The sequence below is a fragment of the Actinocatenispora thailandica genome (assembly GCF_016865425.1).
Classification (GTDB): domain Bacteria; phylum Actinomycetota; class Actinomycetes; order Mycobacteriales; family Micromonosporaceae; genus Actinocatenispora; species Actinocatenispora thailandica.
Map to the genome: position 1 here is coordinate 3,670,792 of NZ_AP023355.1, position 22,420 is coordinate 3,693,211.

Here is a 22,420-nt window from a genome sequence, read left to right on the forward strand (position 1 = left end):
GAGGGCCGCCGAACGAGATGGCTCAGTTGCCGTACGACGGGGAGTCGTCGACGGCGCCGAAGCTCTCCGAGTAGTCCTGCCCGCCGTGATCCGAGCCGTCGCCCGCACCGTCGCCGGAACCGCTGGTGGAGTCCGAGCCGGACTGGTCGCCGGTGGAACCCGACGAGTCGGAGCCGCCCGAGGAGTCGCCGCCGTCCGAGCCACCGGCGCCCGGCACCGTGGTCAGGTCGGGGATCGACGCCGAGCCATCGCCGCCGCCGTGATCGCCACCCGAGGTGGACGAGTCGCTGCCGTCACCCGAGCCACCCGACGTGGACGCGTCGCTACCGTCACCCGAGCCACCCGAGGTGGACGAGTCGCTACCGTCACCCGAGCCACCCGAGGTGGACGCGTCGCTACCGTCGCCCGAGCCGCCCGCCGGCGGCTGCGCGGACAGGCCGCCCGGCGTCGCCGCGGCGGAGCCGTCCCCACCGTCGTGCCCGGCGCCGCTGTCGTCGTGACCGGTGCCGCCACCGGAGCCGCCCCCGACGTACGAGTCGTCGTGGCTGAAGTCGACACCGCTGGCGGTGTCGTCCAGGTAGCCGTCGCCGTTCTCGTCGACCATCCGCTCGTCGAAGCTGCCGTCGTGGTTCTCGTCGTAGTCGGCGTACTCGACGATGCCGTCGTTGTTCTCGTCGTACGCGACGAAGTCGACCTGGCCGTCCCCGTTGGTGTCCGCCGTGTACTCGACGGAGCCGTCGCTCTCGTAGTGGGCGGTCACGTCATCGGCGTGGCCGTCACCGTCCGCGTCGATCCAGACGTCGCTGTCGCTCATTCCGCTTCCCCCTAGACTCGGCCCCACCGGGGCCGTGCACCCCACCAGGCCAGTTGCATCACCTATGTTGGCGGCCGGTTCTCCGCCGCGCCGTGCACCACGATAAGTCCCGGCCTCCAGTGCCGCTCTCCCCGTTCCGTGCCAGCAAGCGATCGTCACGCACCGTGTCTGCGTGCTGGCGCTGTCCGTCACGTTCCTGGCGGCCGATGTCCGGCGAATGCCGATGAATTCAGGGAAGCCGCGCGTGTCGACTGGGCGCGACGCATACTGATCGTGTATCGGACGAGCACGAGGGGTAAGCGATGATGACGACGTCGCCAGACCTGAGGAGCGTCCTGTCTCGGGTGACCGACGCGGTGGAGAACCTTCCCTGCGGGGCCGAGCACTCCTGCTCCGCCCAGCTGCGGCGGGACCTGTTCGCGCTGCGCGAGCGGGTGAGCCGGGCCGGGCGGCCAACCGGCGACCTGCTCGCGGAGGCTGAGGGCCTCCTCGGCCGGATCAGCGAGTACCTGGCCGCCACCGGGCCGGCCGTGCACTGACCGACGGAATTCGTTGCGGCGCCCCGGCCTGACGGCCGGGGCGCCGCACTGCGACCAGGACCTACTTCACCGCCCCGGCGACCACCGAGCCGCGCAGCTGACGCTGGAAGATGATGTACACCACCAGCACCGGCGCCACGGTGATCACCACGGCGGCGAACAGCGCGCCGAAGTTGACCGCGTATCCGGCCTGCGACTGGAACTGCGCCATCGCCTGGGTCAGGACCGAGTTGTCCGGCTTGAGCACGGTCGGCAGCAGGAACTGGTTCCACAGGCCCAGGAAGTTGAAGATGGCCACCGAAGCCAGCCCGGGCCGCGCCATCGGGAGCATCACCTGGAAGAACGTCCGCCACTCCCCGGCCCCGTCGACCTGCGCGGCCTCGTACACGTCGAACGGCAACCGCTTGAAGAACGCGTGCAGGAAGAACACGGTGAACGGCAGCGCGAACGCCACGTAGGTGATGATCAGGCCGGTCAGCGTGTTCAGCAGGCCGACGTTCTTCAGGATCGAGAACAGCGGCACGATCGCGAGGAAGATCGGGAAGGTCAGCCCGGCGAGCATCAGGTAGTAGATGGCCCGGTTGCCGAAGAACTTGAACCGGGCCAGCACGTACGAGCACATCGCGCCCAGCACCATCACGATGACCAGCGAGAAGCCCACCACGATGATGGTGTTGATGAAGGCCGGGCCGACCCCCGAGTCGTTCCACGCGGTCGCGTAGTTCTGCCAGTGCAGGCTGTGCGGCCAGGTGAGGGGGTTGCCCAGCGCCTCCTTCGTCGTCTTGAACGAGGAGACGAACACCCACAGCAGCGGCAGCACGACCAGCAGCGACCACAGGATCAGGATGATGTGCGCGACCACGTCGAAGCCGATCGAACGATCGTTGCTGCGGCGGCGCGGCCGGGGCGCCGAGTTCGGCGTGTCGGTGGGCTCGGTGACGGCGGTCTGGGTCATCGCCGACCCCCCTTCTCGCGGCCCCCGGTCAGGGCATTGACGATGAACACCACCGCCGCGAACGCCAGCGTCACGACGGCGAGCATGACGCCCATCGCGGTGGCGTAGCCGAACTGGCCCTTGGTGAACGCCGTCGTGTACAGGTCCTGGGACATCACCAGGGTGGAAAGCTGCGGACCACCGTCCGGGTTCAGCGCGGCCATGTACACGAACGAGTCGAGCGCCGCGATGCCGACGTAGATGTAGGCGGTCTGGATGTTGTCCCGGATCAGCGGGACCACGATCGACACCGCCGTGCGCACCCGGCTCGCGCCGTCGAGCCGCGCGGACTCGAAGATCTCCGGGTCGATGCCGCGGATCCCGGCGATGAACAGCACCATGTAGAAACCGACGAAGCTCCACACGATCACGAAGATCGACGCCGCCATCGCGGTCCGCGAGTCGCCGAGCCAAGCGTAGTTCTTCGCCCCGTCGAACCCGAGGTGGGTCAGCACCGCGTTCAGGATGCCGGAACCGGGATCGTAGATCTGCGCCCAGATGATGCCGATCACGATGGCCGGAACCGCGTACGGGAAGAACGACACGACGCGGTAGAGGTTGGACCTCGTCAGCCCGCGCACCGCGCCGGTGCCGCTGCCGCCGATGGTGACCACCGTGGCCAGCGCGAGCGCCAGCACGATCGTGACGAACGGCACGACCAGGCCGAGGATGATGCTGTTGCGCATCGATCGCACGAACGTGTCGTCCTGGAACAGCTTCACGTAGTTGTCGAAGCCGATGAAGTTCATCGTGGCGCTGAAGCCGCCCCAGTCGGTCAGCGAGTAGTAGATCGCCTGCACGAACGGGGACACCACGAAGACCAGGAAGATGATCAGCGGCACGCCGAGGAACACCGCGAAGAAGCTCACCCGGTCGAAGGTGAGCCGCCGCCGGCGCCCCCGGCCGGCCGGCCGAGCAGGCCGGCCGGCCGGGGTGGTCGAGACGCTCGAACTCACGAAGTGACCTTGTTCTTCTTGACGGAGCTGTCGTTGGCCACCTTGTCGGTGATCTTCTGCAGGGCGCTGGTCAGCCCGGCGACGTCGATCTTGCCGGACAGGAACGAGTTCCACGGCACGAGCATGTCCGGGTTGGTGCCGTAGAAGTCGACGAACTGGTAGTTGAAGACGTTCGTCCCGGCCTTGTCCAGCATCTGGGTCTGCGACTGCAGCGCGGTCGAGCCGAAGCCGTCCGCCGGGACCAGGCCCTTGACGATGGTCGGGGCCAGGCGGGTCTTGCTGAAGTTGGTCGCCGCGTCCTTCGACAGCATCGCCCGCATGATCTCCTTGCCGCCGGCGGGGTTCTTGCCGGTGCTCGGCACGATGTACGGCTCACCCGCGGCGCTGCGGATCGTCTCGTACGGCATCTGCGAGTTGCTGGTGAGGGTGAACTCCGGGATGCCCTTCATCTGGAACCCGGACTTCGTCGCGTTCTTCATCTCGTTCTCGATCCAGCCACCGGACGGGTAGAGGATCGCCTGCTGGTCGTTGCTCCACTTGGCCTGCGCCTTGGTGAACTGGGTGCCGGCGCCGCCGGGAACGAAGTAGCCCTGCTTGACGCAGGTCTCCATCTTCTGGAACACCTTCTGGATGTTCGGGTTCGACCAGCACTTCGGCTTCAGGTTCTCCAGCGCGAGGCGGACGTCCGGGCCGCCTTCCTTGATCGCCGAGTCGACCGCCAGGGTCTGGTAGTAGGTTGCGGCCTCCTTGCCCCAGACGAAGAGGTACTTGCCCTTCTTCTTCGCCTTGGCGCCGAGATCGATCGCCTCGTCCCAGGTCTTCGGCGGGGTCCAGCCGTTCGCCGAGAACAGCGAACCGGAGTACCAGATGCCGTACACGGTCATCGCGTAGTTCATCGCGACGAACTTGCCGCTGAACGTGCCCGGGTCCTTCACGTGCGGGTAGACCGTGTCGGCGATCTTCGTGCCCTCGTAGTTGTTGGCTTCGAAGACGTCGTCCAGCTCCGACAGGCTCTTCAGAATGGTGGAGAAGCCGATCGCGTTGGCGCCCGAGTTGTCGATCAGGTCCGGCGGGTTACCGCCGGCGAACCGCGGCTGCAGCTGCTGGGCGATCTTCGTGGACGGTTTCACCGCCGACTTGGTGCCCTGCTTCTTGTCGGCTTCCTTCGCCGCGAAGGTCACGTAGTCGTATCCGTAGCCGCCGTTGAAGATGACCGCGTCGATCGCGGAACCCTTGGCCACGCCGAACGGGTTGGTCGACGACTTCTTTCCGGTCTTGGCCTTGTCGTTGCTGCCACTGCCCCCGGCGCAGCCGGCGAGCGTCGCACCCAGTGGCGCGGCAGCGGCCACGGCCAGCGAACCCTGCAGCAGCCGCCGGCGACTGACCGGCTTGGTGTTCTCGTCCATGGTCTGAGGCGACCTTCCGTCGGAAACGGGACTCATGATGGTCCTCGCCTTCGCTGGCTCAGGCGGTGCGCCGGATCCTGCCGGCGTACCGCTGTTCAAGGATTCGGTTGTGCTCGTCCCCACCGGGGATATTGGCGGAAAGGTACACCGGGGTTCGCGCCCCGGCGTCGAGCAGTCGTTGTACCACTTCGGCAACAATCAACTGGGTAAGCAACGCCGCGGTGACCGGCGGGATCGCACCGCCGTCCGGCAGCTTCGACACGGGAACTCGGGTCAGCATCCCGTTGTCCGGTACGCGATCGGTGGGATCGGGGAAACGCTGACCGTTCGGTTGCCGCGGCGCCGACCGAACGGTGTCCTGCGCAGAGGTGATTGCCATCGCCCGGTGACCGCGCAACGCGCGGGCACCGTTTCGCCGACGATCCACCACCGGTGGGATCCCGTTTCGCCGGCCACCCGTGGCCGACCGCGGGCCCTTTCGCGAGCCGTCGGCGGCCGGACCGGCGACACGCCGGGCAGCCTGGTACCGCGCGGCGATCAGCGCGTCCGGACCGGACCGGATCGCCACGGGGGCCGCGCCCTCGACCGTCACCCAGCACCTCCTACCGACAGCCGTCATCGGTTCACGCCCGACGGAGGGTGAGCGAACCGCGAACGGTGCCTAGCGGTTCGCCGAGCCGGGACTGTGACGATTCTTATCCACGATCTCATGATGTCAAGTGCTCGAACGTAACGCTTTTCGATCAGACGTTGGCAAGGACTGCGCGCGGCGTGCACGATCCGGCCTGAACGTACATATGTGGCGGCCGTCATGGGCGGACCGACACGAGGCAACGCGGGCAGGTCCCGGCGCCGGTCAGTCGGTCCGGGACAGTTCCCAGCAGGCGACCGCGGCCGAAGCGGCCACGTTGAGTGAGTCGACGCCACCGCGCATCGGGATGCGCACCCGCACGTCGCTGGCGGACAGCGCGGCACCGGACAGCCCCGGCCCCTCCGCGCCGAACAGCAGCGCGGGCCGCCGTCGCTGCGCCTCGGTCAGGTCCTGGAGCCGGATCGCGCCCGCAGCGGGCGTCAGCGCGAGCACGGTGAAGCCGGCCGAGCGCACCACCGCGAGGCCGGCCGGCCACGGTGTGAGCCGTGCATACGGGATGGCGAACACCTCGCCCATGCTCACCCGCACGCTGCGCCGGTACAGCGGATCGGCGCAGGACGGTGAGAGCAGCACCGCGTCGAATCCCAGACCGGCGGCACCCCGGAACACCGCGCCGACGTTGGTGTGGTTGTTGACGTCCTCCAGGATCAACACCCGGCGCGCCTCGGCGAGCACCTGTTCGGCGGCCGGCAGCGGCCGGCGGTGGAACGACGCGAGCACGCCCCGGTGCACGTGGAAGCCGGTGACCGCTTCGAGCACGTCCTGCCCCGCGGCGTACACCGGGGCACCGGCGCCGGCGGCGAGGTCCGCTACCTGTCCGTACCGCTTGGCATCGACCAGGAAGGACCGGGGCCGGTAGCCGGCCCGCAGCGCGCGGCGCAGCACCAGCTCGCCCTCGGCGATGAACAGCCCGTGCGGTGGCTCGTACCGGGTGCGCAGCGCGACGTCGGTCAGTTCGCGGTAGTCGTCGAGTCGGGTGTCGGTCGGATCGTCGACGAGACTGTCGGCGGGCGCCGGAGCGGGCGGCTGCGCGTCTACCACGCGACGATTCAACCGCACCGCGTCCGGCGCACCGACAAGGGCGTTACCGTCCGGCGGTCGGGGGCTGCCCGGACGACCGGTACACCCCGCCCGCGGGCGGCGGGGTCTGCCCGGTGACCGGCTGCGCCGCCTGCGCCGAGGGTGTCGGCGGCATCGGCGGGGTTGCCGGCGCGGGCTGGCCGGCCGGCGCCGGCTCGGTCAGCTCGGAGGCGGGCACCGGGGCGGCCGGCAGCGCCGGCTGCTCGCTCTTGACGCCCTGGTCGGGCCCGCTGACCTCGGCCGACGCCTCCGACGCGGCGTCCGCAGCGGCCTGCGCGGCCTTCTCCGCCTCCGCCTCGGCCTCGGGTGCGAAGCCGGCGACCTCCTCGTCCGGCACGTACTCCTCGCCGGACTCGATGCCGTTGCCGCCACCCATCATCTTGCCGAACGCGCCGCCGAAGCCCTCCAGCGCCTTGGTCAGCTCGGCCGGGATCACCCAGATCTTGTTCGACTGACCCGCCGCGATCTGCGGCAGCGTCTGCAGGTACTGGTAGGCGAGCAGCTTCTGGTCCGGGTTGGCCCGGTGGATCGCGTCGGCGACCTGGCGGATCGCCTTCGCCTGGCCCTCGGCCTGCAGGACCCGCGACTCCCGGTCACCCTGCGCCCGCAGGATCGCCGACTGCTTCTCACCCTCGGCGGTCAGGATCTGCGACTGCTTGTGGCCCTCGGCCGTCAGGATCGCCGCCCGGCGGTCCCGCTCGGCGCGCATCTGCTTCTCCATCGAGTCACGGATGCTGGGCGGCGGCTCGATCGCCTTGATCTCGACCCGGTTGACCCGGATCCCCCACTTGCCGGTGGCCTCGTCCAGCACCCCACGCAGCTGCCGGTTGATGTCGTCCCGGCTGGTCAGCGTCTTCTCCAGGTCCATCGAGCCGATCACGTTGCGCAGCGTGGTGACCGTCAGCTGCTCGATGCCCTGCAGGAAGTTCGCGATCTCGTAGGTGGCGCGGGCCGGATCGGTGATCTGGAAGTAGAGCACCGTGTCGATCGACACGACCAGGTTGTCCGAGGTGATCACCGGCTGCGGCGGGAAACTGACCACCTGTTCGCGCAGGTCGACCTTGGTACGGACCCGGTCGACGAACGGGGCGAGCAGGTTCAGGCCCGGCCCCAGCGTCTTCAGGTACTTACCGAGCCGCTCCACGATGTATGCCTGTTGCTGCGGCACGATCCGTACCGAACGGATCAGCACGATCAGCACAATCAGCACGATGATGGCGACGATGACGCCGAGCACCGCGTCCATTACGGCATCCTCCACACCAGGGCGGTGGCGCCCTTGATCTTGATGATCTGCACCCGCTCACCGGGTTCGAATGTCTGCGTCGCGTCGAACGACCGGGCAGTCCACTCCTCGCCCTCGATCCGGACCAGGCCGTGGTGCTCGTCGACGCTCTCGAGCACCATCGCGTCGGCGCCCTCCAGCGCCGCCACCCCATCGGCTCGTGATCGGCGCGCTCCGCCGAGGAGCGCTGGTAACGGACGATCATCGGCCGCACCGCCGCCAGCGTCGCCGCGGTGACCAGGGCGAACACCAGGCCCTGCAGCCACACCGGCGCGCCGAGTGCGGCGGCCCCGGCCGCCGCGAAGGCGCCCGCGGCCACCATGATCGCCACGAAGCTCAGGGAAAAGGCCTCGGCGACGGCCAGGACCACGCCGAGTGCCAACCATATGATCGCCGCCACAAGTCGATCGTGACATGGCGATGCACCCGATGACACCTCCACCCCGGCGCGAACCGGTAACCGTTGGCCGATCGTGCCGTTGTCGACCGTGATAACGTCCCGCCCGCCCATTGATCATCTTGCCCCATACCGGAGGAATGCGTGGCCGTCGACCCGAACAGCCACCCCGGGTTGCTCCCGGATACCGTCGCGCGGCTGGACGCCGCGGTGGCCGCGGCGCAGGCGACCGGCCGGGTGCCGTCGCTGATCGCCGGCGTGGTCCGGGCCGGCACGCTGGTGCACGTGGCGGGCGCCGGCGAGGTGCCGACGCCGACCGCGGACCTCCAGTACCGGATCGGGTCGATCTCCAAGACGTTGACCGCCGCGCTGGTGCTGCGGCTGCGCGACGCCGGGGCGCTCGCGCTGGACGACCCGCTCGCCGCGCACCTGCCCGGTACGCCGGTCGGCGCCGTCACCGTGCGCCAGTTGCTCGGGCACGTGTCGGGACTGCAACGGGAGCCGGACGGCGACTGGTGGGAACGATCCGCCGGCGGCGACGTCGAGGCGTTGCTCGCCGGGCTCGACGCGGGCAAGCTGGCCGGCCCACCGTTCGCCGGCTACCACTACTCCAACCTCGCGTACGGGCTGCTCGGCGCCCTGCTGACCCGCGCCGCCGGCCAGCCGTGGTGGCAGCTGGTGCGCGACCAGCTGCTCGCACCGCTGGGCATGACCCGCACCAGCTACCAGCCCACCGAGCCGTTCGCCCGCGGGTACGTGGTGCATCCGTGGCTGGGCACGCTGCGCGAGGAGCCGCGGCACGACGCCGGTGCGATGGCACCGGCCGGCCAGCTGTGGAGCACGGTGGGCGACCTGACCCGGTGGGCGGCGTTCCTGGCCGACCCGGCGACCGCCGGCGGCGAGACGGTTCTGGCCGCGACCACCGTCGACGAGATGGCCGTACCGGTCGCGATCAGCGACCTGGAGTCGTGGACCGCCGGCCACGGTCTCGGCGTCGAGCTGTGGCGCCGCGGTGAGCGGGTCTACCTCGGGCACACCGGCTCGATGCCCGGCTACCTCGCCGTCCTGGTGGTGCACCGGCGCAGCCGCACCGGGGTGGTGGCGTTCGCGAACGCGTACACGATGCTCGGCTCGGGCATCGGCGGGTTCGGCATCGACCTGCTGACCACGGTGCTCGACAACGAGCCGGAGCCGGTCTCGCCGTGGCGGCCGGGCGAGCCGGCGCCGGCCGAGGTCGCGCCGCTCACCGGCCGCTGGTGGTGGATGGGCCGGGAGTACGAGGCGGGCTGGACCGACGGGGCGCTGGTGCTGCGTGCGGTGACGATGCCCGGCGGTACCCCGTGGCGGTTCACCCCCGAGGCGCCGGACGTGTGGCGCTGCCACACCGGGATGAACACCGGGGAGATCCTCACCGTGCGGCGCGGCCCGGACGGTGCGGTCAGCGCCCTGGACATCGCCACGTTCGTCTTCCGGCGGGACGTGCTGCCGGCGGAGTGACCGCGGCGCGCAACTCGCACCAACTCCGGCCAGGCCGGGCAAACCGGTACCGAACTTTTCGCACGAAAGGGTCGTAGCCGGGCGCGGCCTCGACACCCGATCGAGTTAACCTCGCCCGGTCCGTGGGTACGTCGGCCGACATCACCCTTGACTGGTGCCACGTGCTCGCCTGGGAGGTGTTCGCAGTGCAGCCCGCTTCACCCCTTCGGCCGGCTTCGCGGCGTGTCCGGTGCCGCTGGCCGGAAGCAGCCCGGCTGCTCCGCTCCGCCCTGCTGGTCGCCCCGGCCGCGCTCGTGGTGCTGGCCCTGCTGCCGGCCACCTCGGCGCACGCCGCGCCCAACGGCATCCGGTCGACCAGCGGCGTCGCCGCCCGGGTCGGCCAGCTCAGCGCGCAGCTGGCCCAGGCGGACGCCGACCTGCGCCAGGCGTCGGTGGACGCATCGGTGGCGATCGAGAAGTACGAGCGGGCCGCGGTGCGGCAGCGCAAGGCCGCCGACGCGCTGGCCGCCGCTCGCCGCAAGACCAGGTCGGCCGGCGCCGCCGTCGACAAGCAGCAGGATCGGGTCGGCCTGATGGTGCGCCGCAACTACGAACTCGGCGGCGTGCTGGGCACCACCGCGAGCGTGCTGCGGGGCGACCCGTCCGATCTGATCACCAACCTGGGCTACCTGCGCTACGTCGGCAACCAGCAGGCCGCCACGCTCAACCGGTACCGGCAGTCCAAGGGGCTCGCGGTGCTCGCCGAGGGCACCGCCCGGTCCGCGCTGAAGGCGGCGAACGCGGCGCGCCGCAAGGCCGCTCGCGCCAAGGCCGCCGCGCAGCAGGCGGTGGACCGGCGGCACAAGCGGGTCTCGACGCTGACCGCGCAGCGCGACAAGGTGCAGGGCCAGCTCGACGCCATCGAGGCGCACAACAAGTCGGTCCGGGCGGCCGCGGCAGCCCGCGAGCGGCGGCAGGCCGCCGCGCGGCGGCGCGCCGCCAACACCGCGACCGAGGTCTCCGCGTCCACCGGCGGCGGCGCCATGGTGGCGGTACGCGCGGCGCTCGCCCAGCAGGGCAAGCCGTACGTGTGGGACGCCGCCGACCCGTCGGTCGGGTTCGACTGCTCCGGGCTCGCGCTCTACGCCTACCAGCAGATCGGGATCGAGCTACCGCACTCGGCGGAATACCAGTACCTGCAGGGGCGACACGTGTCGTCGAACGCGCTGCGCCCCGGCGACCTGCTGTTCTACTCCTACAACGGTCGGGTGTCCGGGATCCACCACGTCACCATGTACATCGGCAACGGGCAGATCGTGCAGGCCGCCGACTTCGGCATCCCGGTGCAGGTGGTCCCCGCCTACTTCAGCTTCGGCTACATCGGCGCGACCCGGCTCGCCTGACTGTCCGGTCGAATCACCGGCCGGTGGCCGCGCCGGACGGCGGATCAGTCGGCCGGAGCGGTGACGAAGTCGATGAGGTGTTCGACGGCGCCGAGCAGCGGGGCCTCGACATCGCGGTAGTCGCGGACCGAGCCGAGGATGCGGCGCCAGAGCGCGCCCGGGTCGCTCACCCCGAGCGCGGCGCACACGCCCTCCTTCCAGGGCTGCCCCTTCGGTACCTCCGGCCAGGCCCGGATGCCGACCTTCGCCGGCTTCACCGCCTGCCAGATGTCGACGTAGGGGTGTCCGGTGACCAGCACGTACGGCGAGGTCACCTGCGCGACGATGCGACTCTCCTTGCTGCCGGCGACCAGGTGGTCGACCAGCACCCCGAGCCGGCGGTCCGGGCCGGGCTGGAACTGCGCGACCGCACCGACCAGGTCGTCCACCCCGGACAGCGGCTCCACCACGACACCCTCGACCCGCAGGTCGTCGCCCCAGATCCGCTCCACCAGCGCCGCGTCGTGGATGCCCTCCACCCAGATCCGGCTGGCCCGGGCCACCTTCGCCGGCGAGTCCGGCACCGCGATCGAACCCGAGGCGGTGCGCCGGCGCGCCGCGGGCGTCGCCGGGCGGGCCGGCCGGCGCAGCGTCACCACCGCACCGTCGATCAGGAACCCGCCCGGTACCAGCGGGAACAGCCGTCGCTTCTGGTGCCGGTCGGCGAGCACCACGGCATCGGCCTCGAACCCGACCACGGCGCCGCAGAAGCCACCGCCGGCGTCCTCGACGACCAGGCCCGGCTCGGCGTCGACGACCGGAACCTTCGGGCGCCGGTTCCGGTCATCGGCGAGCACGTCGGTGCCGTAACGGTCGTCGTGCCGGTCGTCCCGGCGGCGAAACGGACTGCGCACGAGGCGACCGTAGCCGGCGGGAGTCGATTCGGTCACGCCGGCGCGCCGGGTACGTGGGCGGCAGTCCTCGGATGCTGCCTCTACTCTGGGGGGTATGTCCGCTGATCCGGTCCAGTCCGTAGCGACCAGTGTGCGGCCCACCGTGCGGCTCACCCCGTGGATCCGCTCCTGGCGGGCCGGGCTGGTGCCGTTCGACGACGCCGCCGTGGCACTCGAGGACGGCACCGACCACGCGGTGCTCGACATGCCGGGCAGCGTCCGGGAGCAGACCCTGCGGGAGGCGCTGACCGGCCTGGCGAAGCTGCCCCCGGAACAGATCCGGCTGGTGCTGCCGGCGCCGGGCGACCCGCGCGGGCTGCCCGGCCCCGGCCCGTTCACCTCCGCGGCGCTGCTCGCCGGCGAGGGCATCGTGGCCGGTGCGATCGGCCTGGTGCCGGAACCCCGGGAGTACACCTCGGGCTCCGGCGACACGTGGCTCGCGATCACCTGGCGGGGGTACGAGATCGCCGCCGGTGGGCTGCCCCCGGAGCTGGTCACCCCGTCCGAGGCGGAGGCCGACCTGGGGTTGGCGCTGGCCGCGTCCACCCAGGCCCTCGCGGAGCTGGACGTCGCGCGCTGGCGGCCGTCGCTCGCACCGGCGCTGACCGCGCTGCGCCGCGGCGGCGGCAGCGCCGACCTGCCCGCCGGGTACGACCCGCGCAGCCGCCGGCTCTACGCCCGGGCCGGGATGCTCGACCGGGTGCTGGCGCTCGCCGAGCACGACGAGCCGGGTGGCGCGATCAACGCGTACGAGGCGAACCAGCGAGCCGCGGCGCTGCGCCCGCTCGCCACCGCCTGCCGCCGCGCGCTCGTCGCGGCCTGCAACTCGCCGCTGGGTTGACGGCGTCGAACCGCATCCCATCACCGTCGGGGCGCTGGTCACCGGCAGCGATCCGGAACGGATGCTCGCCGCCCGCACCGTCCGCGAGGGACACCCCGGATCCGGACGCCCTCGCCGACACGCTGTGCCGGATGGTCGCCGAGCGCAGGCGTCGAACGGCGGGCCGCAGCCCCGCCGGCGCGGACACCCGACCGGCGGGGCGGCGGCCGGCGTCAGCGGCGCGGCGGCAGCGCGCAGCAGCCCTCGGCGCAGGTGTCCCAGACCGGCAGGGTACCGAGCCGCCGGCGCGGGGCCGCCGGGTCGAGCCGCTCGGTGACCAGCTCACGAACCATCGCGACGAACCTCGGATCGGTACCGGGAGTGGCGGCCCGCGCGTACCCCAGGCCGAGCCGCTTCGCGGTCTCCGCCGCCTCGTTGTCCAGGTCCCAACGGACCTCCACGTGGTCGGAGACGAACCCGATCGGGCTGACCGCGACGTTCGCCACGCCCTGCTTCGCCAGCGACTCCAGGTGGTCGTTGATGTCCGGCTCCAGCCACGGCACCTGCGGCGGGCCGGACCGCGACTGCCAGACCAGCTGATGCGGCACCGCCGCGCCGGCCCTGGCCGCCACCAGCTCGGCCAGCTCGGTGAGCTGGTCGGTGTAGCGGTCGCCGGTCGGCCCGGCGGCGCGGTTCATCGCCACCGGTACCGAATGGGCGGTGAACACCACCCGGGTCTCCCCCGCCGGCAGCGTGGCGAGCGCCGAGCGCAACGCGTCGGCGTGCGGTTCGACGAACCCGGGATGGTCGTAGAACTGCCGCAGCTTGTCGACCGCCGGCGCGCCCGGACCGACCTTGGCCCGGGCCGCGACGATGTCCTCCAGGTACTGCCGGCAGGACGAGTACGAGCCGAACGCGCTGGTGGCGAGCGCCAGCGCGTGCCGCACGCCGTCGTCGCGCATCCGCGCCAGGGTGTCCGCCAGGTACGGATCCCAGTTCCGGTTGCCCCAGTAGACCGGCAGGTCGATGCCGTGCCCGTCGAACTCGACCCGGACCGCGTCGAGCAGGTCGCGGCACTGCTGGTTGATCGGCGAGACGCCACCGAAGTGCTGGTAGTGCTCGGCGACCTCGGCCAGCCGGGCGTCCGGGACGCCACGGCCGGCGGTCACGTTGCGCAGGAACGGCATGACGTCGTCCGGGCCCTCCGGGCCGCCGAACGACAGCAACAGGAACGCGTCGTACACGCCCCTATCTTCTACCACCGGTAGATGGCGGTGTCAGGCACCCACCGCATGGAAGCCGCCGTCGACGTGCAGGACCGTACCGGTGGTGGCGGGGAACCAGTCGGACAGCAGCGCGCAGATCGCCCGGCCGGCCGCGTCGGTGTCGGTCAGGTCCCACCCCAGCGGTGCCCGCTCGACCCACTTGTCCTCGAACTGCTCGAAGCCCGGGATCGACTTGGCCGCCATGGTGCGCAGCGGCCCAGCCGACACCAGGTTCGACCGGATGCCCTGCTTGCCCAGGTGCAGCGCCAGGTAGCGGCTCGCCGACTCCAGGCCGGCCTTCGCCACACCCATCCAGTCGTACACCGGCCAGGCCAGCGTCGCGTCGAAGGTCAGCCCGACGATCGAACTGCCACGGCCGAGCAGCGGCAGGCAGGCCATCGCGAGCGCCTTGTAGGAATAGGTGGAGATCTGCACCGCGGTGGCCACGTCGTCCCACTCGGCGTTCAGGAACTCGCCACCCAGCACCGACTGCGGTGCGAACCCGATCGAGTGCACCACCCCGTCCAGCCCGTCGACCTGCTCGCGCACCTTGTCCGCAAGCCCGGCCAGCTGGTCGGCGTTGGTCACGTCCAGCTCGATGATCTCGCCCACCGGCTTCGGCAACCGCTTGGCGATCCGCTCCACCAGCGACATCCGCCCGAACCCGGTGAGCACCACCTCGGCGCCCTGCTCCTGGGCCAGCCTCGCCGCCGAGAACGCGATCGACTGGTCGGTCAGCACGCCGGTGATCAGCAGCCGCTTGCCGTCGAGAAGTCCACTCACGCTTGCTCGTCTCCTAGCTCGTGTGCTCGGCGGGGCCGTCGCCCCGGATGCTGCCTGCTACCCGGCCGGTCGCGGCGCGGGTGCGAAGCGGTCGACCGCTCAGTGGCCCATGCCGAGGCCACCGTCGACCGGCAGTACCGCGCCGGTGATGTAGCCGGCCTCGTCGGAGGCGAGGAACCCGACCGCCGCGGCGACCTCGTCGGCCTGCGCGAACCGGGCGCCGGGGATGCCGTCGAGGATCTGCTTGCGACGCGCCTCCGGCAGCTCGGCGGTCATGTCGGTCTCGATCATGCCGGGCGCGACCACGTTGGCGGTGATGTTGCGCGAGCCCAGCTCGCGGGTGATCGACCGGGCGAGCCCCACCAGGCCGGCCTTGCTCGCCGCGTAGTTCGTCTGCCCCGGGTTGCCGGACAGGCCGGCCACCGACGAGATGAAGATCATCCGGCCCCAACGGGCCCGCAGCATCTTCGTCGCCGCGCGCTTGGCGCACCGCCAGGCGCCGGCCAGGTTGGTCTCCAGCACCGAGCCGAACTGATCCTCACTCATCCGCAGCAGCAGCGTGTCCGCGGTGATGCCGGCATTGGCCACCAGCACCTCGACCGGGCCCAACTCCGCCTCGATCTCGGTGAACGCGGCGTCGACCTGCGCCGGGTCGGTGATGTCGCACCGCACCCCGTACAGCCCGGACGCGACGTCACTGCCGCGGTGGGTGACCGCGACCCGGTCGCCCTGCTTCGCGAACCGCTGCGCGATGGCCAGGCCGATCCCACGATTGCCACCGGTCACCAGGACGGTACGAGCCATCTGCACTCCCTGTTGCGATCCTCGCCGGCCGCGAGCAGCCGGCGCCAGCCGTCACGCCGGCCGCGAGCGGCCGCCACGGGACCAGAGACTACCGTCGGGCCGCGCCCGCCGGCCGGGCGAGGTCGGCGGGCGTCACGGCATCCGGGACGACCAGAGCAGGCTCATCGCCGCGGCCGCCAACCCGAACAGCAGACCGAACCCGATGTACCACTGGCCGATCTCCTTCGCCATCGTGCGATGGCCGATCGACGACCCCATGTCCTGGTAGACCTGCTTGAGTTGGCTGGCGCTCGCCGCGGCGTAGTAGTGCCCCTTGGTCATGTCGGCGAGCTTGTGCAACGACTGCTTGTCCACCGGCACCGGGGTGGTCTGGCCACCGATCGACACGTGCCCGTGATCGGTGCCGAACGCGATCGTGGACACCGGGACGTTCGCCGCCGACGAGGCCTTGCCGGCGTCCTCGATGGTGCGGCCGTAGGTGCGGAAGCCGTCCGACAGCAGCACGATCCGGGCCGGCGGCGCGCCCGACGCGCCGTCCGCCGGCACCGCGGCGATCGCCTGCAACGAGGTGAACACCGCCTCACCGGTCGCCGTCGACTCGGCCAGCCGCAACCCGTTGATCGCCGAGTACACCTGGTTGCGGTCCTTGGTCGGGGACGCCACCACGTTCGCCGACTTCGCGAACGACACCACGCCGACGTTGAAGTTGCGCGGCAACTGCTCGACGAAGTCCTTCGCCGCCGACTGCGCGGCACGCAACCGGTTCGGCGCCACGTCGGTCGCCTCCATCGACAGCGACACGTCGATGGCGAGGATGACGGTGGCCCGTTCCATCGGCTGCTGCACATCCACCGCCGGCCGGGCCATCCCCAGCGCCAGCGCCAGCAGCGACAGCACCAGCGCCCCGGCCGACGCGTGCCGGCGCCAGCCGATCCCGCGCGGGGTCAACCGCTGCAGCAGCTCCAGGTTGGAGAAGCGCATCGCGAACGACCGGCGGTGCAGCTGCACCCAGACGTAGACCCCGGCCAGAGCCAGCACCGGGATGACGGCGAGCAGCCACCACGGGGACAGGAAGCGGATCATGTGCGGCCCCCGCGGTCGTGTGCGGCGAACGGTGTCGTGGGGTGCGTCATGCGCGGCCCCCGCGGGAGCGCGCAGCGAAGCGGAACGTCATGCGGTGCCCATCGGTACGTCATCGGGTCGTCCCCCTCGTCCGGGCGTGCCGCTGCGCGGCCACGAACCGGACGATGTCCAGCAGCCAGTCGGAGTCGGTACGCAGCCGCAGATGCCCGACGCCGGCGCGGCGCAGCGCCGTGGAGATCGCGGCCCGCTGTTCGCTTGCCGCCGCCGCGTAGCGCGCCCGGACCGTCGGCGTGGTCTGCACCTCGTGCACCAGGCCGGTCTCCGGATCGACCAGCTCCAGCACCCCGACGTCGGGCAACTCCAGCTCGCGCGGGTCGAGCACCTCGACGGCCAGCACGTCGTGCCGGACCGCGAGGCGGCGCAGCGGCCGCTCCCACCCGGTCGGGGCGAGGAAGTCGGAGATCACCACCGCCATCCCGCGCCGCCGCGGCGGCCGGTTCAGCGCGTCGATCAGCGCGGCCAGGTCGGTGCGCCCGCCAGCCGCCGGCCGCTCCGTCCGCGCCACGCTACGCAGCAGCAGCTGGGCGCCGCGGCGGCCGGCCCGAGCCGGCACCCGGTAGGTGTCGGCGCCGGTACCGATCACCGCGCCGATCCGGTTGCCACCGCGCACCGTCAGGTGCGACATCGCAGCCACCGCCGCGATCGCCAGATCACGCTTCAGGCAGTCGGCGGTACCGAAGTCCAGGCTGGCCGACAGGTCGACCGCGAGCCAGGTCTCCAGCTCCCGGTCGACGATGGTCTGCCGCACGTGCGGCACCGTGGTGCGCGCGGTCACCGGCCAGTCCATCCGCCGCACGTCGTCGCCCGGCCGGTACTCCCGGGACTCGCCCGGCTCGGTACCCGGGCCGGGCAGCAGCCCCAGGTAGTCGCCCTGCAGCAGGCCGTCCAGCTTGCGGGTGACGAGCAGCTGCAGCCGGGACAGGGTCACCTCGGAACGGCCCACGTCCAGCTGCGGCGAGACGTACCGCTCCCGGGTCGCATGCCGTCGCAGCCGACCCAACGCGGCCAGACCCCCCCGGCTCACGCCCGCTCACCGGCCTCGGCACCCGGCACCGCCCCACCGGGACGCACCGCACGGGCCGGACTCCACCGGATCACGCCCGCTCACCCACCACCGGCGCGCGCGACACCGCCACCGGACCTCGCGTCACAGGCCACGCCCCGGCTGCGGCCAGGAACCAGCCGGCTGCGGCGTGCCCGACGCCGGCGCCGCACTGGCCGGCGCGTCCGCGTTCTGCCGGGGCGCCACCGTCGGCAGCGGCACGGTGGCCAGCACCCGGTCGACGATCTGCTCGGCCGGGATACCGTCGGCGAGCGCGTCGTAGGACAACACCAGCCGATGCCGCAGAATGTCCGGCGCGATGTCCTGGATGTCGGCCGGCAGCGCGTAGTCCCGGCCCCGCAGCAACGCCAGCGCCCGCGCCGCCCGCACGATGCCCAGCGACGCACGCGGACTCGCGCCGTACTGCACCAGGCCGGCGACGTCGGGCATGCCGTACTCGGCGGGGTTGCGGGTCGACAGCACCAGCCGCACCGCGTAGTCGACCAGCGCGTTGTGCACGAACACCTCGTCGGCCTTGGCCTGCAGCCCGATCAGGTCGCTGGTAGCGAACACCGCAGTCGGCTCCGGAGTGGACACCCCGACCCGGTAGACGATCTCCCGCTCCTCCACGTCGGTCGGATAGCCAACCTGGATCTTCAGCAGGAAACGGTCCCGCTGCGCCTCGGGCAGCGGGTACACACCCTCCTGCTCGATCGGGTTCTGGGTGGCCATCACCAGGAACGGGCGCGGCACCTCGTGCGTCTGACCGCCGATCGACACCTGCTGCTCGGCCATCACCTCCAGCAGCGCCGACTGCACCTTCGCCGGCGCCCGGTTGATCTCGTCGGCGAGCAGGAAGTTGACGAACACCGGCCCCAGCTCGACGTCGAACTTCTCGCTGCCCTGCCGGTAGATCCGGGTGCCCACCACATCGGCCGGCACCAGGTCGGGGGTGAACTGGATGCGCGCGAACGAACCGCCGACCACCTTGGCCAACGTCTCCACCGCGAGCGTCTTCGCCACCCCCGGCACGCCCTCGATCAGGCAGTGCCCGCGAGCGAGCAACGACACGAACATCCGCTCGATCATCCGGTCCTGCCCGACGATCACCCGCTTGACCTCGAACAGCGCCTTCTCGAGCAGGGTCGCATCCTGAGCTGGTGTGGTCTGCTGGGCCACCTGACCTCCACGGCACGTCACCGACTGCGCTTCGCCGCCGCCGCACCCGACGCCCGGCCGCCACCCATCGTCGCGCATCCTTGCGAGTCCAAGCCTCCCACGACAGGCTGGGTACGCGCTGGGCGGGTGCACGCGCACCACCCGCACCGTCGCACTGCGACACCGCGCCGGCACCCGTACGCCATCACGGTGAAGAACACGGCGAAATCACTACGGACGGCCGTCCTGTCGGGTAGACAACCGCCTCTGCCTCGTGTGTACCATTGCACCGTCGCCGGGCGGCTTCCCCCGTGGTCGCCCGGCGGCTTCACCCCTCGGCGAAGTGTGCTCGCGATGCGCTCGCCTGAGGGGTTTCGCTTTGTCTTCTGGGGGCGCAGCCCCAGGCCCCGCGCCGGAGGGGCTTCGCCCCCCGGCACCCCCGTGGTGGGCACCGTTCGTTGGGACGCTTGGTGGTTGCCGGTCGCTGGGCCCTCGGTGGTTGCCGTTCGCTGGGCCCTCGGTGGTTGCCGTTCGCTGGGCCCTCGGTGGTTGCCGTTCGCTCGGCCCTTGGGGGTTGCCGTTCGCTGGGGACGCGCCTTGGGGGTTGCCGGTCGCTGGGGTCCGGTCCGTGGGTGGCGCCGGTCGCTGGGGTCCGCTCCGTGGGGGTGCTGTTCGCTGGGGCACGGGTACCCGTTGGTGGTGCTGTTCGCTGGGGTGCCGGGTTGGGGCGGGCGCGGGCTGGTGCAGAGCCGGCATGCACGGTGGGCGGCGGGGTCAGTGTTCGCCGGAGCGGGCGGGTGGCGGGGCGGGCGTCTGCGGTTCGCGGTGCGGGTCGGTTGCGGGGGCCGGATCGGCGGATCGTAGGCCCACCAGGCGGGTCAGGAAGCGATCCAGCTGGGCGGCCAGGGGCGGCCAGTCGAGCTGGGGCTGGCTCAGGCGCAGGGCGACCGCACCGTGCACGGCCGCACGTAGGTCCAGCGCGACCAGCGCCGCGTCGCCGGCCGGGGCGAGGCCGGCATCCATGCACCGGCGGACCGCGGCCGTCGTCGAGTCGGCGACCTCGTGCCGGAAGGACATCTCAGGGCGGCGGTTGACCGCGCTCTCGTGCAGCACCCGGTAGAGCCCGGGGTGCCGGCTCGACCAGGTACCGAGCACCAGGACCCGGGCGCGCAGCTGGCCGGCCGGGTCGTCGGCACCCGCCGCCGCCCGGTCGGCGGCGCGCATCAGGTCGTCGTGACAGCGGCGCAGGGTGGCCAGGACCAGCGCATCGCGGTCGGTGAAGTGCAGGTAGACCGAGGTCGCCGCGACGCCCACCGCGCGTGCCACGGCCCGCATCGACAGCGCCTCGTCGTCCCCCAGCTCGTCGAGCAGCCGCAGCGTGGCCTCGATGATCTCCGCCCGCAGTCGGTCACCCTGACCGCGCGGGTTGCGGCCGCGCCCCGTCGCCTGCCTGCCCATGCCCGGCATCTTAACTGAACACTTGTAACTGTACAGCTGTAGCGTTATGGTCCTGACACCACAGCCGTACGGTCAAGGGAGCCTGCCGATGTCCTCGGTCCAGCAGCAACTCACACAGCAGGAGCGCAACAAGCAGACGGTGCTCGCCTTCTACGAGGCGGCCATCAACCGCAAGGACGCCGACGCCGCGGTCCGGCTCGTCGGCGACCGGTACGTCCAGCACAACCCGCGCATCGCCGACGGCGTCGACGGACTGCGCGCCTTCGTCACCGAGCTGCGCGAGACGTTCCCGCAGCTGCGCGCCGAGGTACGGACGCTGCTCGCGGACGGCGACCGGGTCGTCGGCCACGTCTACGGGGTGCGGGTGCCCGGCCAGCCCGGTACGGCGATCATCGACATCTTCCGGCTGGCCGACGGCAAGCTCGTCGAGCACTGGGACGTCATGCAGCCGATCCCGGCGGAATCGGCCAACGGCAACGGGATGTTCTGATCGCCCCGGGGTGCGGCCGAGCGCGCTCCCGACGGATGGGAAGGTTGGGAGCGTGGACGGCGATCAGGTACCGGTGCAGTGTTCGGCGAAGGGGTGCCGGCAGGCGGCGCGGTGGCAGCTGCGCTGGAGCAATCCGCGCATCCATGCCGGCGACCGGCGCAAGACGTGGCTGGCCTGCGCCGAGCACCGCGACTCGCTGAGCGACTTCCTGTCCGCGCGCGGGTTCCTGCGCGAGGTCGTCGCGATGGACCCGGACGACTGACCGGCCGGCGGCGGCGTCAACCGCGACCGGCGGGTGGTCCGCTGACCGGCGCTCCGGCCGGGTCCCGCTCGGCGGTCGCCGCCGACCCGCTCGCACCGGCGCCCGGGTCGGTACCGGCGGGGCCCGGTGCCGCACCCGCCTCCACCTCGGCCGCCCGATCGAGCTCCACCGGGGCGGCCGTGCGGTCGAGATCCGCGGGACGCGCCGTACGGTCGAGCTCCACCGGGGCGGCCGTGCGGTCGGCGCCCGCGTCGGCGCGGATGGTCTCCGCGGTCCGGAGCAGCCGGCGGGTGCGGCGGCGGCGCCACAGCCGCTCGCCGACCGAGACCAGCACGAAGCTGGCGAGCACGTACAGGGCACCGGCGATCATGTCGGTCACGTGGTGCTCACCGCAGTAGCTGAGGGTGAACGCCATCGCGAGCGGGTAGAGCGCGAGCAACGGGATCCACCGCTTGCGCAACTGCGTCATGAAGAAGCCGGCGACGCACAGCGAGAACGCGAAGTGCAACGACGGCATCGCCGCCACCGGGTTGGCGCCGAGCTGGGCGTGGTTGAGCATGTTGCCGGCACCGTGCAGCCCGAGCGCGTTGAAACCGCGCGACGACAACCGCGCCACCGGCTCGATCAGCCCGTACTTCGCGGCCCACCAGGGCGGCGCGGCCGGCCACAGGATGTACGTGGCCACCCCGGCGAAGGTCAGCAGCATCCAGCGGCGCATGAACGCCGCCCAGGCGGACCGGTTCCGCAGCCACAGCACGGCGGCGACGATGTAGACCGTGACGAAGTGCGAGAAGTAGACGAAGCTGACGGCGACGTCCCACGGGTGGATGTGGTTCGGGTCGTACAGGTGCTGCTGCAGCCACACCGTCGGCGTGACGCCGAAGATGGCATGGTCGATCGCGAGCATCTCGTAGACGTGCGGCACCGTCGTCGAGGTGTACGCCCAGCCCCGGCTGTAGCTGTAGAGCACCAGGAAGATCAGCACCGGCAGCCAGTCGCGCAGGAACCGCAGGTGGTGCGTCCAGTGCCGGCCGTTGTTCCAGCCGATGGTCAGCACCCACAGCCAGATGCTGGCGAGGATCGGGTCGGTCGGCAGGCCGACCGTGACGCACCAGGCCACGAACAGCGCACCCACGACCGATACGCCGATGATCCGGCGCCGACGGCTGGTGCCGCCCGAGTTCGGCGTCTCGGGAAGCGGTGCGTCGGCCCGTGCCGAGATCGGCGGCTGCGTCATCGGCGACCCCCATCACCCTGATAC

21 protein-coding genes and 2 pseudogenes are annotated in these 22,420 nt (G+C 71.5%); 6 read left to right on the forward strand and 17 right to left on the reverse strand.

The genetic code is table 11. From position 1 onward, the window contains the following. Nucleotides 1–22: 22 nt before the first annotated feature. On the reverse strand, nucleotides 23–814 hold the full coding sequence (locus Athai_RS16325) for a hypothetical protein (RefSeq protein WP_203962273.1): 792 nt from the start codon (nucleotides 812–814) through the stop codon (nucleotides 23–25). Nucleotides 815–1,119: 305 nt separating this feature from the next. Here Athai_RS16325 and Athai_RS16330 point away from each other — a divergent pair, with 305 nt between their 5' ends. Further along, nucleotides 1,120–1,353, forward strand: a complete 234-nt coding sequence (locus tag Athai_RS16330; RefSeq protein ID WP_203962274.1) for a hypothetical protein — start codon at nucleotides 1,120–1,122, stop codon at nucleotides 1,351–1,353. 61 nt (nucleotides 1,354–1,414) lie between these two features. Here the strand turns inward: Athai_RS16330 and Athai_RS16335 are convergent, their stop codons facing one another. The 7 genes and pseudogenes from Athai_RS16335 to Athai_RS16365 form a co-directional block, all read right to left on the reverse strand. Continuing rightward, the gene (locus tag Athai_RS16335; RefSeq protein WP_203962275.1) at nucleotides 1,415–2,308 is read right to left on the reverse strand and encodes a carbohydrate ABC transporter permease; all 894 of its coding nucleotides are present in this window, start codon (nucleotides 2,306–2,308) and stop codon (nucleotides 1,415–1,417) included. Next, a complete protein-coding gene (locus tag Athai_RS16340; RefSeq protein ID WP_203962276.1) occupies nucleotides 2,305–3,303 on the reverse strand; it encodes a carbohydrate ABC transporter permease in 999 nt (332 codons plus the stop codon). Before Athai_RS16340 ends, Athai_RS16335 begins: the two co-directional genes overlap by 4 nt. After that, the gene (gene ngcE, locus Athai_RS16345) at nucleotides 3,300–4,709 is read right to left on the reverse strand and encodes an N-acetylglucosamine/diacetylchitobiose ABC transporter substrate-binding protein (protein WP_203962277.1); all 1,410 of its coding nucleotides are present in this window, start codon (nucleotides 4,707–4,709) and stop codon (nucleotides 3,300–3,302) included. Before ngcE ends, Athai_RS16340 begins: the two co-directional genes overlap by 4 nt. A gap of 58 nt (nucleotides 4,710–4,767) precedes the next feature. Then, a complete protein-coding gene (locus tag Athai_RS16350; RefSeq protein WP_203962278.1) occupies nucleotides 4,768–5,301 on the reverse strand; it encodes a phosphoheptose isomerase family protein in 534 nt (177 codons plus the stop codon). A 264-nt stretch (nucleotides 5,302–5,565) separates the two neighbouring features. Then, complete coding sequence (locus tag Athai_RS16355) at nucleotides 5,566–6,402, reverse strand: TrmH family RNA methyltransferase (protein WP_239156972.1); 837 nt, start codon at nucleotides 6,400–6,402, stop codon at nucleotides 5,566–5,568. Between the two features lie 205 nt (nucleotides 6,403–6,607). After that, nucleotides 6,608–7,687, reverse strand: a pseudogene (locus tag Athai_RS16360) (SPFH domain-containing protein); the annotation flags it as partial. Continuing rightward, nucleotides 7,687–8,126 (reverse strand): annotated as a pseudogene (locus Athai_RS16365) (NfeD family protein). The pseudogenes Athai_RS16360 and Athai_RS16365, both read right to left, overlap by 1 nt. Nucleotides 8,127–8,267: 141 nt before the next feature. On the opposite strand from Athai_RS16365, the gene Athai_RS16370 reads away from it, so the two are divergent. After that, nucleotides 8,268–9,620: a serine hydrolase domain-containing protein gene (locus tag Athai_RS16370; RefSeq protein ID WP_239156973.1), complete on the forward strand. Its 1,353-nt coding sequence runs from the start codon at nucleotides 8,268–8,270 to the stop codon at nucleotides 9,618–9,620. A 122-nt stretch (nucleotides 9,621–9,742) separates the two neighbouring features. Then, entirely contained in the window at nucleotides 9,743–11,002 is a 1,260-nt protein-coding gene (locus Athai_RS16375; RefSeq protein WP_203962281.1) for a C40 family peptidase, read from the forward strand. Between the two features lie 44 nt (nucleotides 11,003–11,046). Here Athai_RS16375 and Athai_RS16380 read toward each other — a convergent pair whose 3' ends face one another. Further along, nucleotides 11,047–11,895, reverse strand: coding sequence for a DUF3097 domain-containing protein (locus tag Athai_RS16380; RefSeq protein ID WP_239156974.1), 849 nt, complete (start codon nucleotides 11,893–11,895; stop codon nucleotides 11,047–11,049). 94 nt (nucleotides 11,896–11,989) lie between these two features. On the opposite strand from Athai_RS16380, the gene Athai_RS16385 reads away from it, so the two are divergent. Then, the gene (locus Athai_RS16385; protein WP_239156975.1) at nucleotides 11,990–12,775 is read left to right on the forward strand and encodes a hypothetical protein; all 786 of its coding nucleotides are present in this window, start codon (nucleotides 11,990–11,992) and stop codon (nucleotides 12,773–12,775) included. Nucleotides 12,776–12,987: 212 nt separating this feature from the next. Here Athai_RS16385 and Athai_RS16390 read toward each other — a convergent pair whose 3' ends face one another. From Athai_RS16390 to Athai_RS16420, 7 genes are all read right to left on the reverse strand, one after another. Then, complete coding sequence (locus Athai_RS16390; protein ID WP_203962282.1) at nucleotides 12,988–13,998, reverse strand: ferrochelatase; 1,011 nt, start codon at nucleotides 13,996–13,998, stop codon at nucleotides 12,988–12,990. Nucleotides 13,999–14,031: 33 nt separating this feature from the next. Next, complete coding sequence (gene fabI / locus Athai_RS16395) at nucleotides 14,032–14,802, reverse strand: enoyl-ACP reductase FabI (RefSeq protein WP_203962283.1); 771 nt, start codon at nucleotides 14,800–14,802, stop codon at nucleotides 14,032–14,034. 99 nt (nucleotides 14,803–14,901) lie between these two features. Further along, nucleotides 14,902–15,606: a 3-oxoacyl-ACP reductase FabG gene (gene fabG, locus Athai_RS16400; protein WP_203962284.1), complete on the reverse strand. Its 705-nt coding sequence runs from the start codon at nucleotides 15,604–15,606 to the stop codon at nucleotides 14,902–14,904. A 132-nt stretch (nucleotides 15,607–15,738) separates the two neighbouring features. Then, a complete protein-coding gene (locus Athai_RS16405) occupies nucleotides 15,739–16,689 on the reverse strand; it encodes a VWA domain-containing protein (RefSeq protein ID WP_203962285.1) in 951 nt (316 codons plus the stop codon). A 109-nt stretch (nucleotides 16,690–16,798) separates the two neighbouring features. After that, on the reverse strand, nucleotides 16,799–17,740 hold the full coding sequence (locus tag Athai_RS16410) for a DUF58 domain-containing protein (RefSeq protein WP_420829833.1): 942 nt from the start codon (nucleotides 17,738–17,740) through the stop codon (nucleotides 16,799–16,801). Between the two features lie 156 nt (nucleotides 17,741–17,896). Then, nucleotides 17,897–19,048, reverse strand: coding sequence for an AAA family ATPase (locus tag Athai_RS16415; RefSeq protein ID WP_203962286.1), 1,152 nt, complete (start codon nucleotides 19,046–19,048; stop codon nucleotides 17,897–17,899). Nucleotides 19,049–19,723: 675 nt separating this feature from the next. Further along, nucleotides 19,724–20,407, reverse strand: a complete 684-nt coding sequence (locus tag Athai_RS16420) for a TetR/AcrR family transcriptional regulator (RefSeq protein ID WP_203962287.1) — start codon at nucleotides 20,405–20,407, stop codon at nucleotides 19,724–19,726. Nucleotides 20,408–20,495: 88 nt separating this feature from the next. Here Athai_RS16420 and Athai_RS16425 point away from each other — a divergent pair, with 88 nt between their 5' ends. Continuing rightward, on the forward strand, nucleotides 20,496–20,897 hold the full coding sequence (locus tag Athai_RS16425) for a nuclear transport factor 2 family protein (RefSeq protein WP_203962288.1): 402 nt from the start codon (nucleotides 20,496–20,498) through the stop codon (nucleotides 20,895–20,897). Between the two features lie 52 nt (nucleotides 20,898–20,949). Continuing rightward, nucleotides 20,950–21,159 (forward strand): hypothetical protein, encoded by a 210-nt coding sequence (locus tag Athai_RS16430; protein ID WP_203962289.1) that lies wholly within the window; start codon nucleotides 20,950–20,952, stop codon nucleotides 21,157–21,159. A 16-nt stretch (nucleotides 21,160–21,175) separates the two neighbouring features. Here Athai_RS16430 and Athai_RS16435 read toward each other — a convergent pair whose 3' ends face one another. Next, on the reverse strand, nucleotides 21,176–22,396 hold the full coding sequence (locus Athai_RS16435; protein ID WP_203962290.1) for a phosphatase PAP2 family protein: 1,221 nt from the start codon (nucleotides 22,394–22,396) through the stop codon (nucleotides 21,176–21,178). Nucleotides 22,397–22,420: the final 24 nt, after the last annotated feature.

What these genes read in the sequence shown, in the direction of transcription:
- Athai_RS16325 (WP_203962273.1), bottom strand. Translation starts at nt 814, where the DNA reads ATGAGCGACAGCGACGTCTGGATCGACGCGGACGGTGACGGCCACGCC.
- Athai_RS16330 (WP_203962274.1), top strand. Translation starts at nt 1,120, where the DNA reads ATGACGACGTCGCCAGACCTGAGGAGCGTCCTGTCTCGGGTGACCGAC.
- Athai_RS16335 (WP_203962275.1), bottom strand. Translation starts at nt 2,308, where the DNA reads ATGACCCAGACCGCCGTCACCGAGCCCACCGACACGCCGAACTCGGCG.
- ngcE (WP_203962277.1), bottom strand. Translation starts at nt 4,709, where the DNA reads ATGGACGAGAACACCAAGCCGGTCAGTCGCCGGCGGCTGCTGCAGGGT.
- Athai_RS16385 (WP_239156975.1), top strand. Translation starts at nt 11,990, where the DNA reads ATGTCCGCTGATCCGGTCCAGTCCGTAGCGACCAGTGTGCGGCCCACC.
- fabG (WP_203962284.1), bottom strand. Translation starts at nt 15,606, where the DNA reads ATGGCTCGTACCGTCCTGGTGACCGGTGGCAATCGTGGGATCGGCCTG.
- Athai_RS16405 (WP_203962285.1), bottom strand. Translation starts at nt 16,689, where the DNA reads ATGATCCGCTTCCTGTCCCCGTGGTGGCTGCTCGCCGTCATCCCGGTG.
- Athai_RS16415 (WP_203962286.1), bottom strand. Translation starts at nt 19,048, where the DNA reads ATGCGCGACGATGGGTGGCGGCCGGGCGTCGGGTGCGGCGGCGGCGAA.
- Athai_RS16420 (WP_203962287.1), bottom strand. Translation starts at nt 20,407, where the DNA reads ATGGGCAGGCAGGCGACGGGGCGCGGCCGCAACCCGCGCGGTCAGGGT.
- Athai_RS16425 (WP_203962288.1), top strand. Translation starts at nt 20,496, where the DNA reads ATGTCCTCGGTCCAGCAGCAACTCACACAGCAGGAGCGCAACAAGCAG.
- Athai_RS16435 (WP_203962290.1), bottom strand. Translation starts at nt 22,396, where the DNA reads ATGACGCAGCCGCCGATCTCGGCACGGGCCGACGCACCGCTTCCCGAG.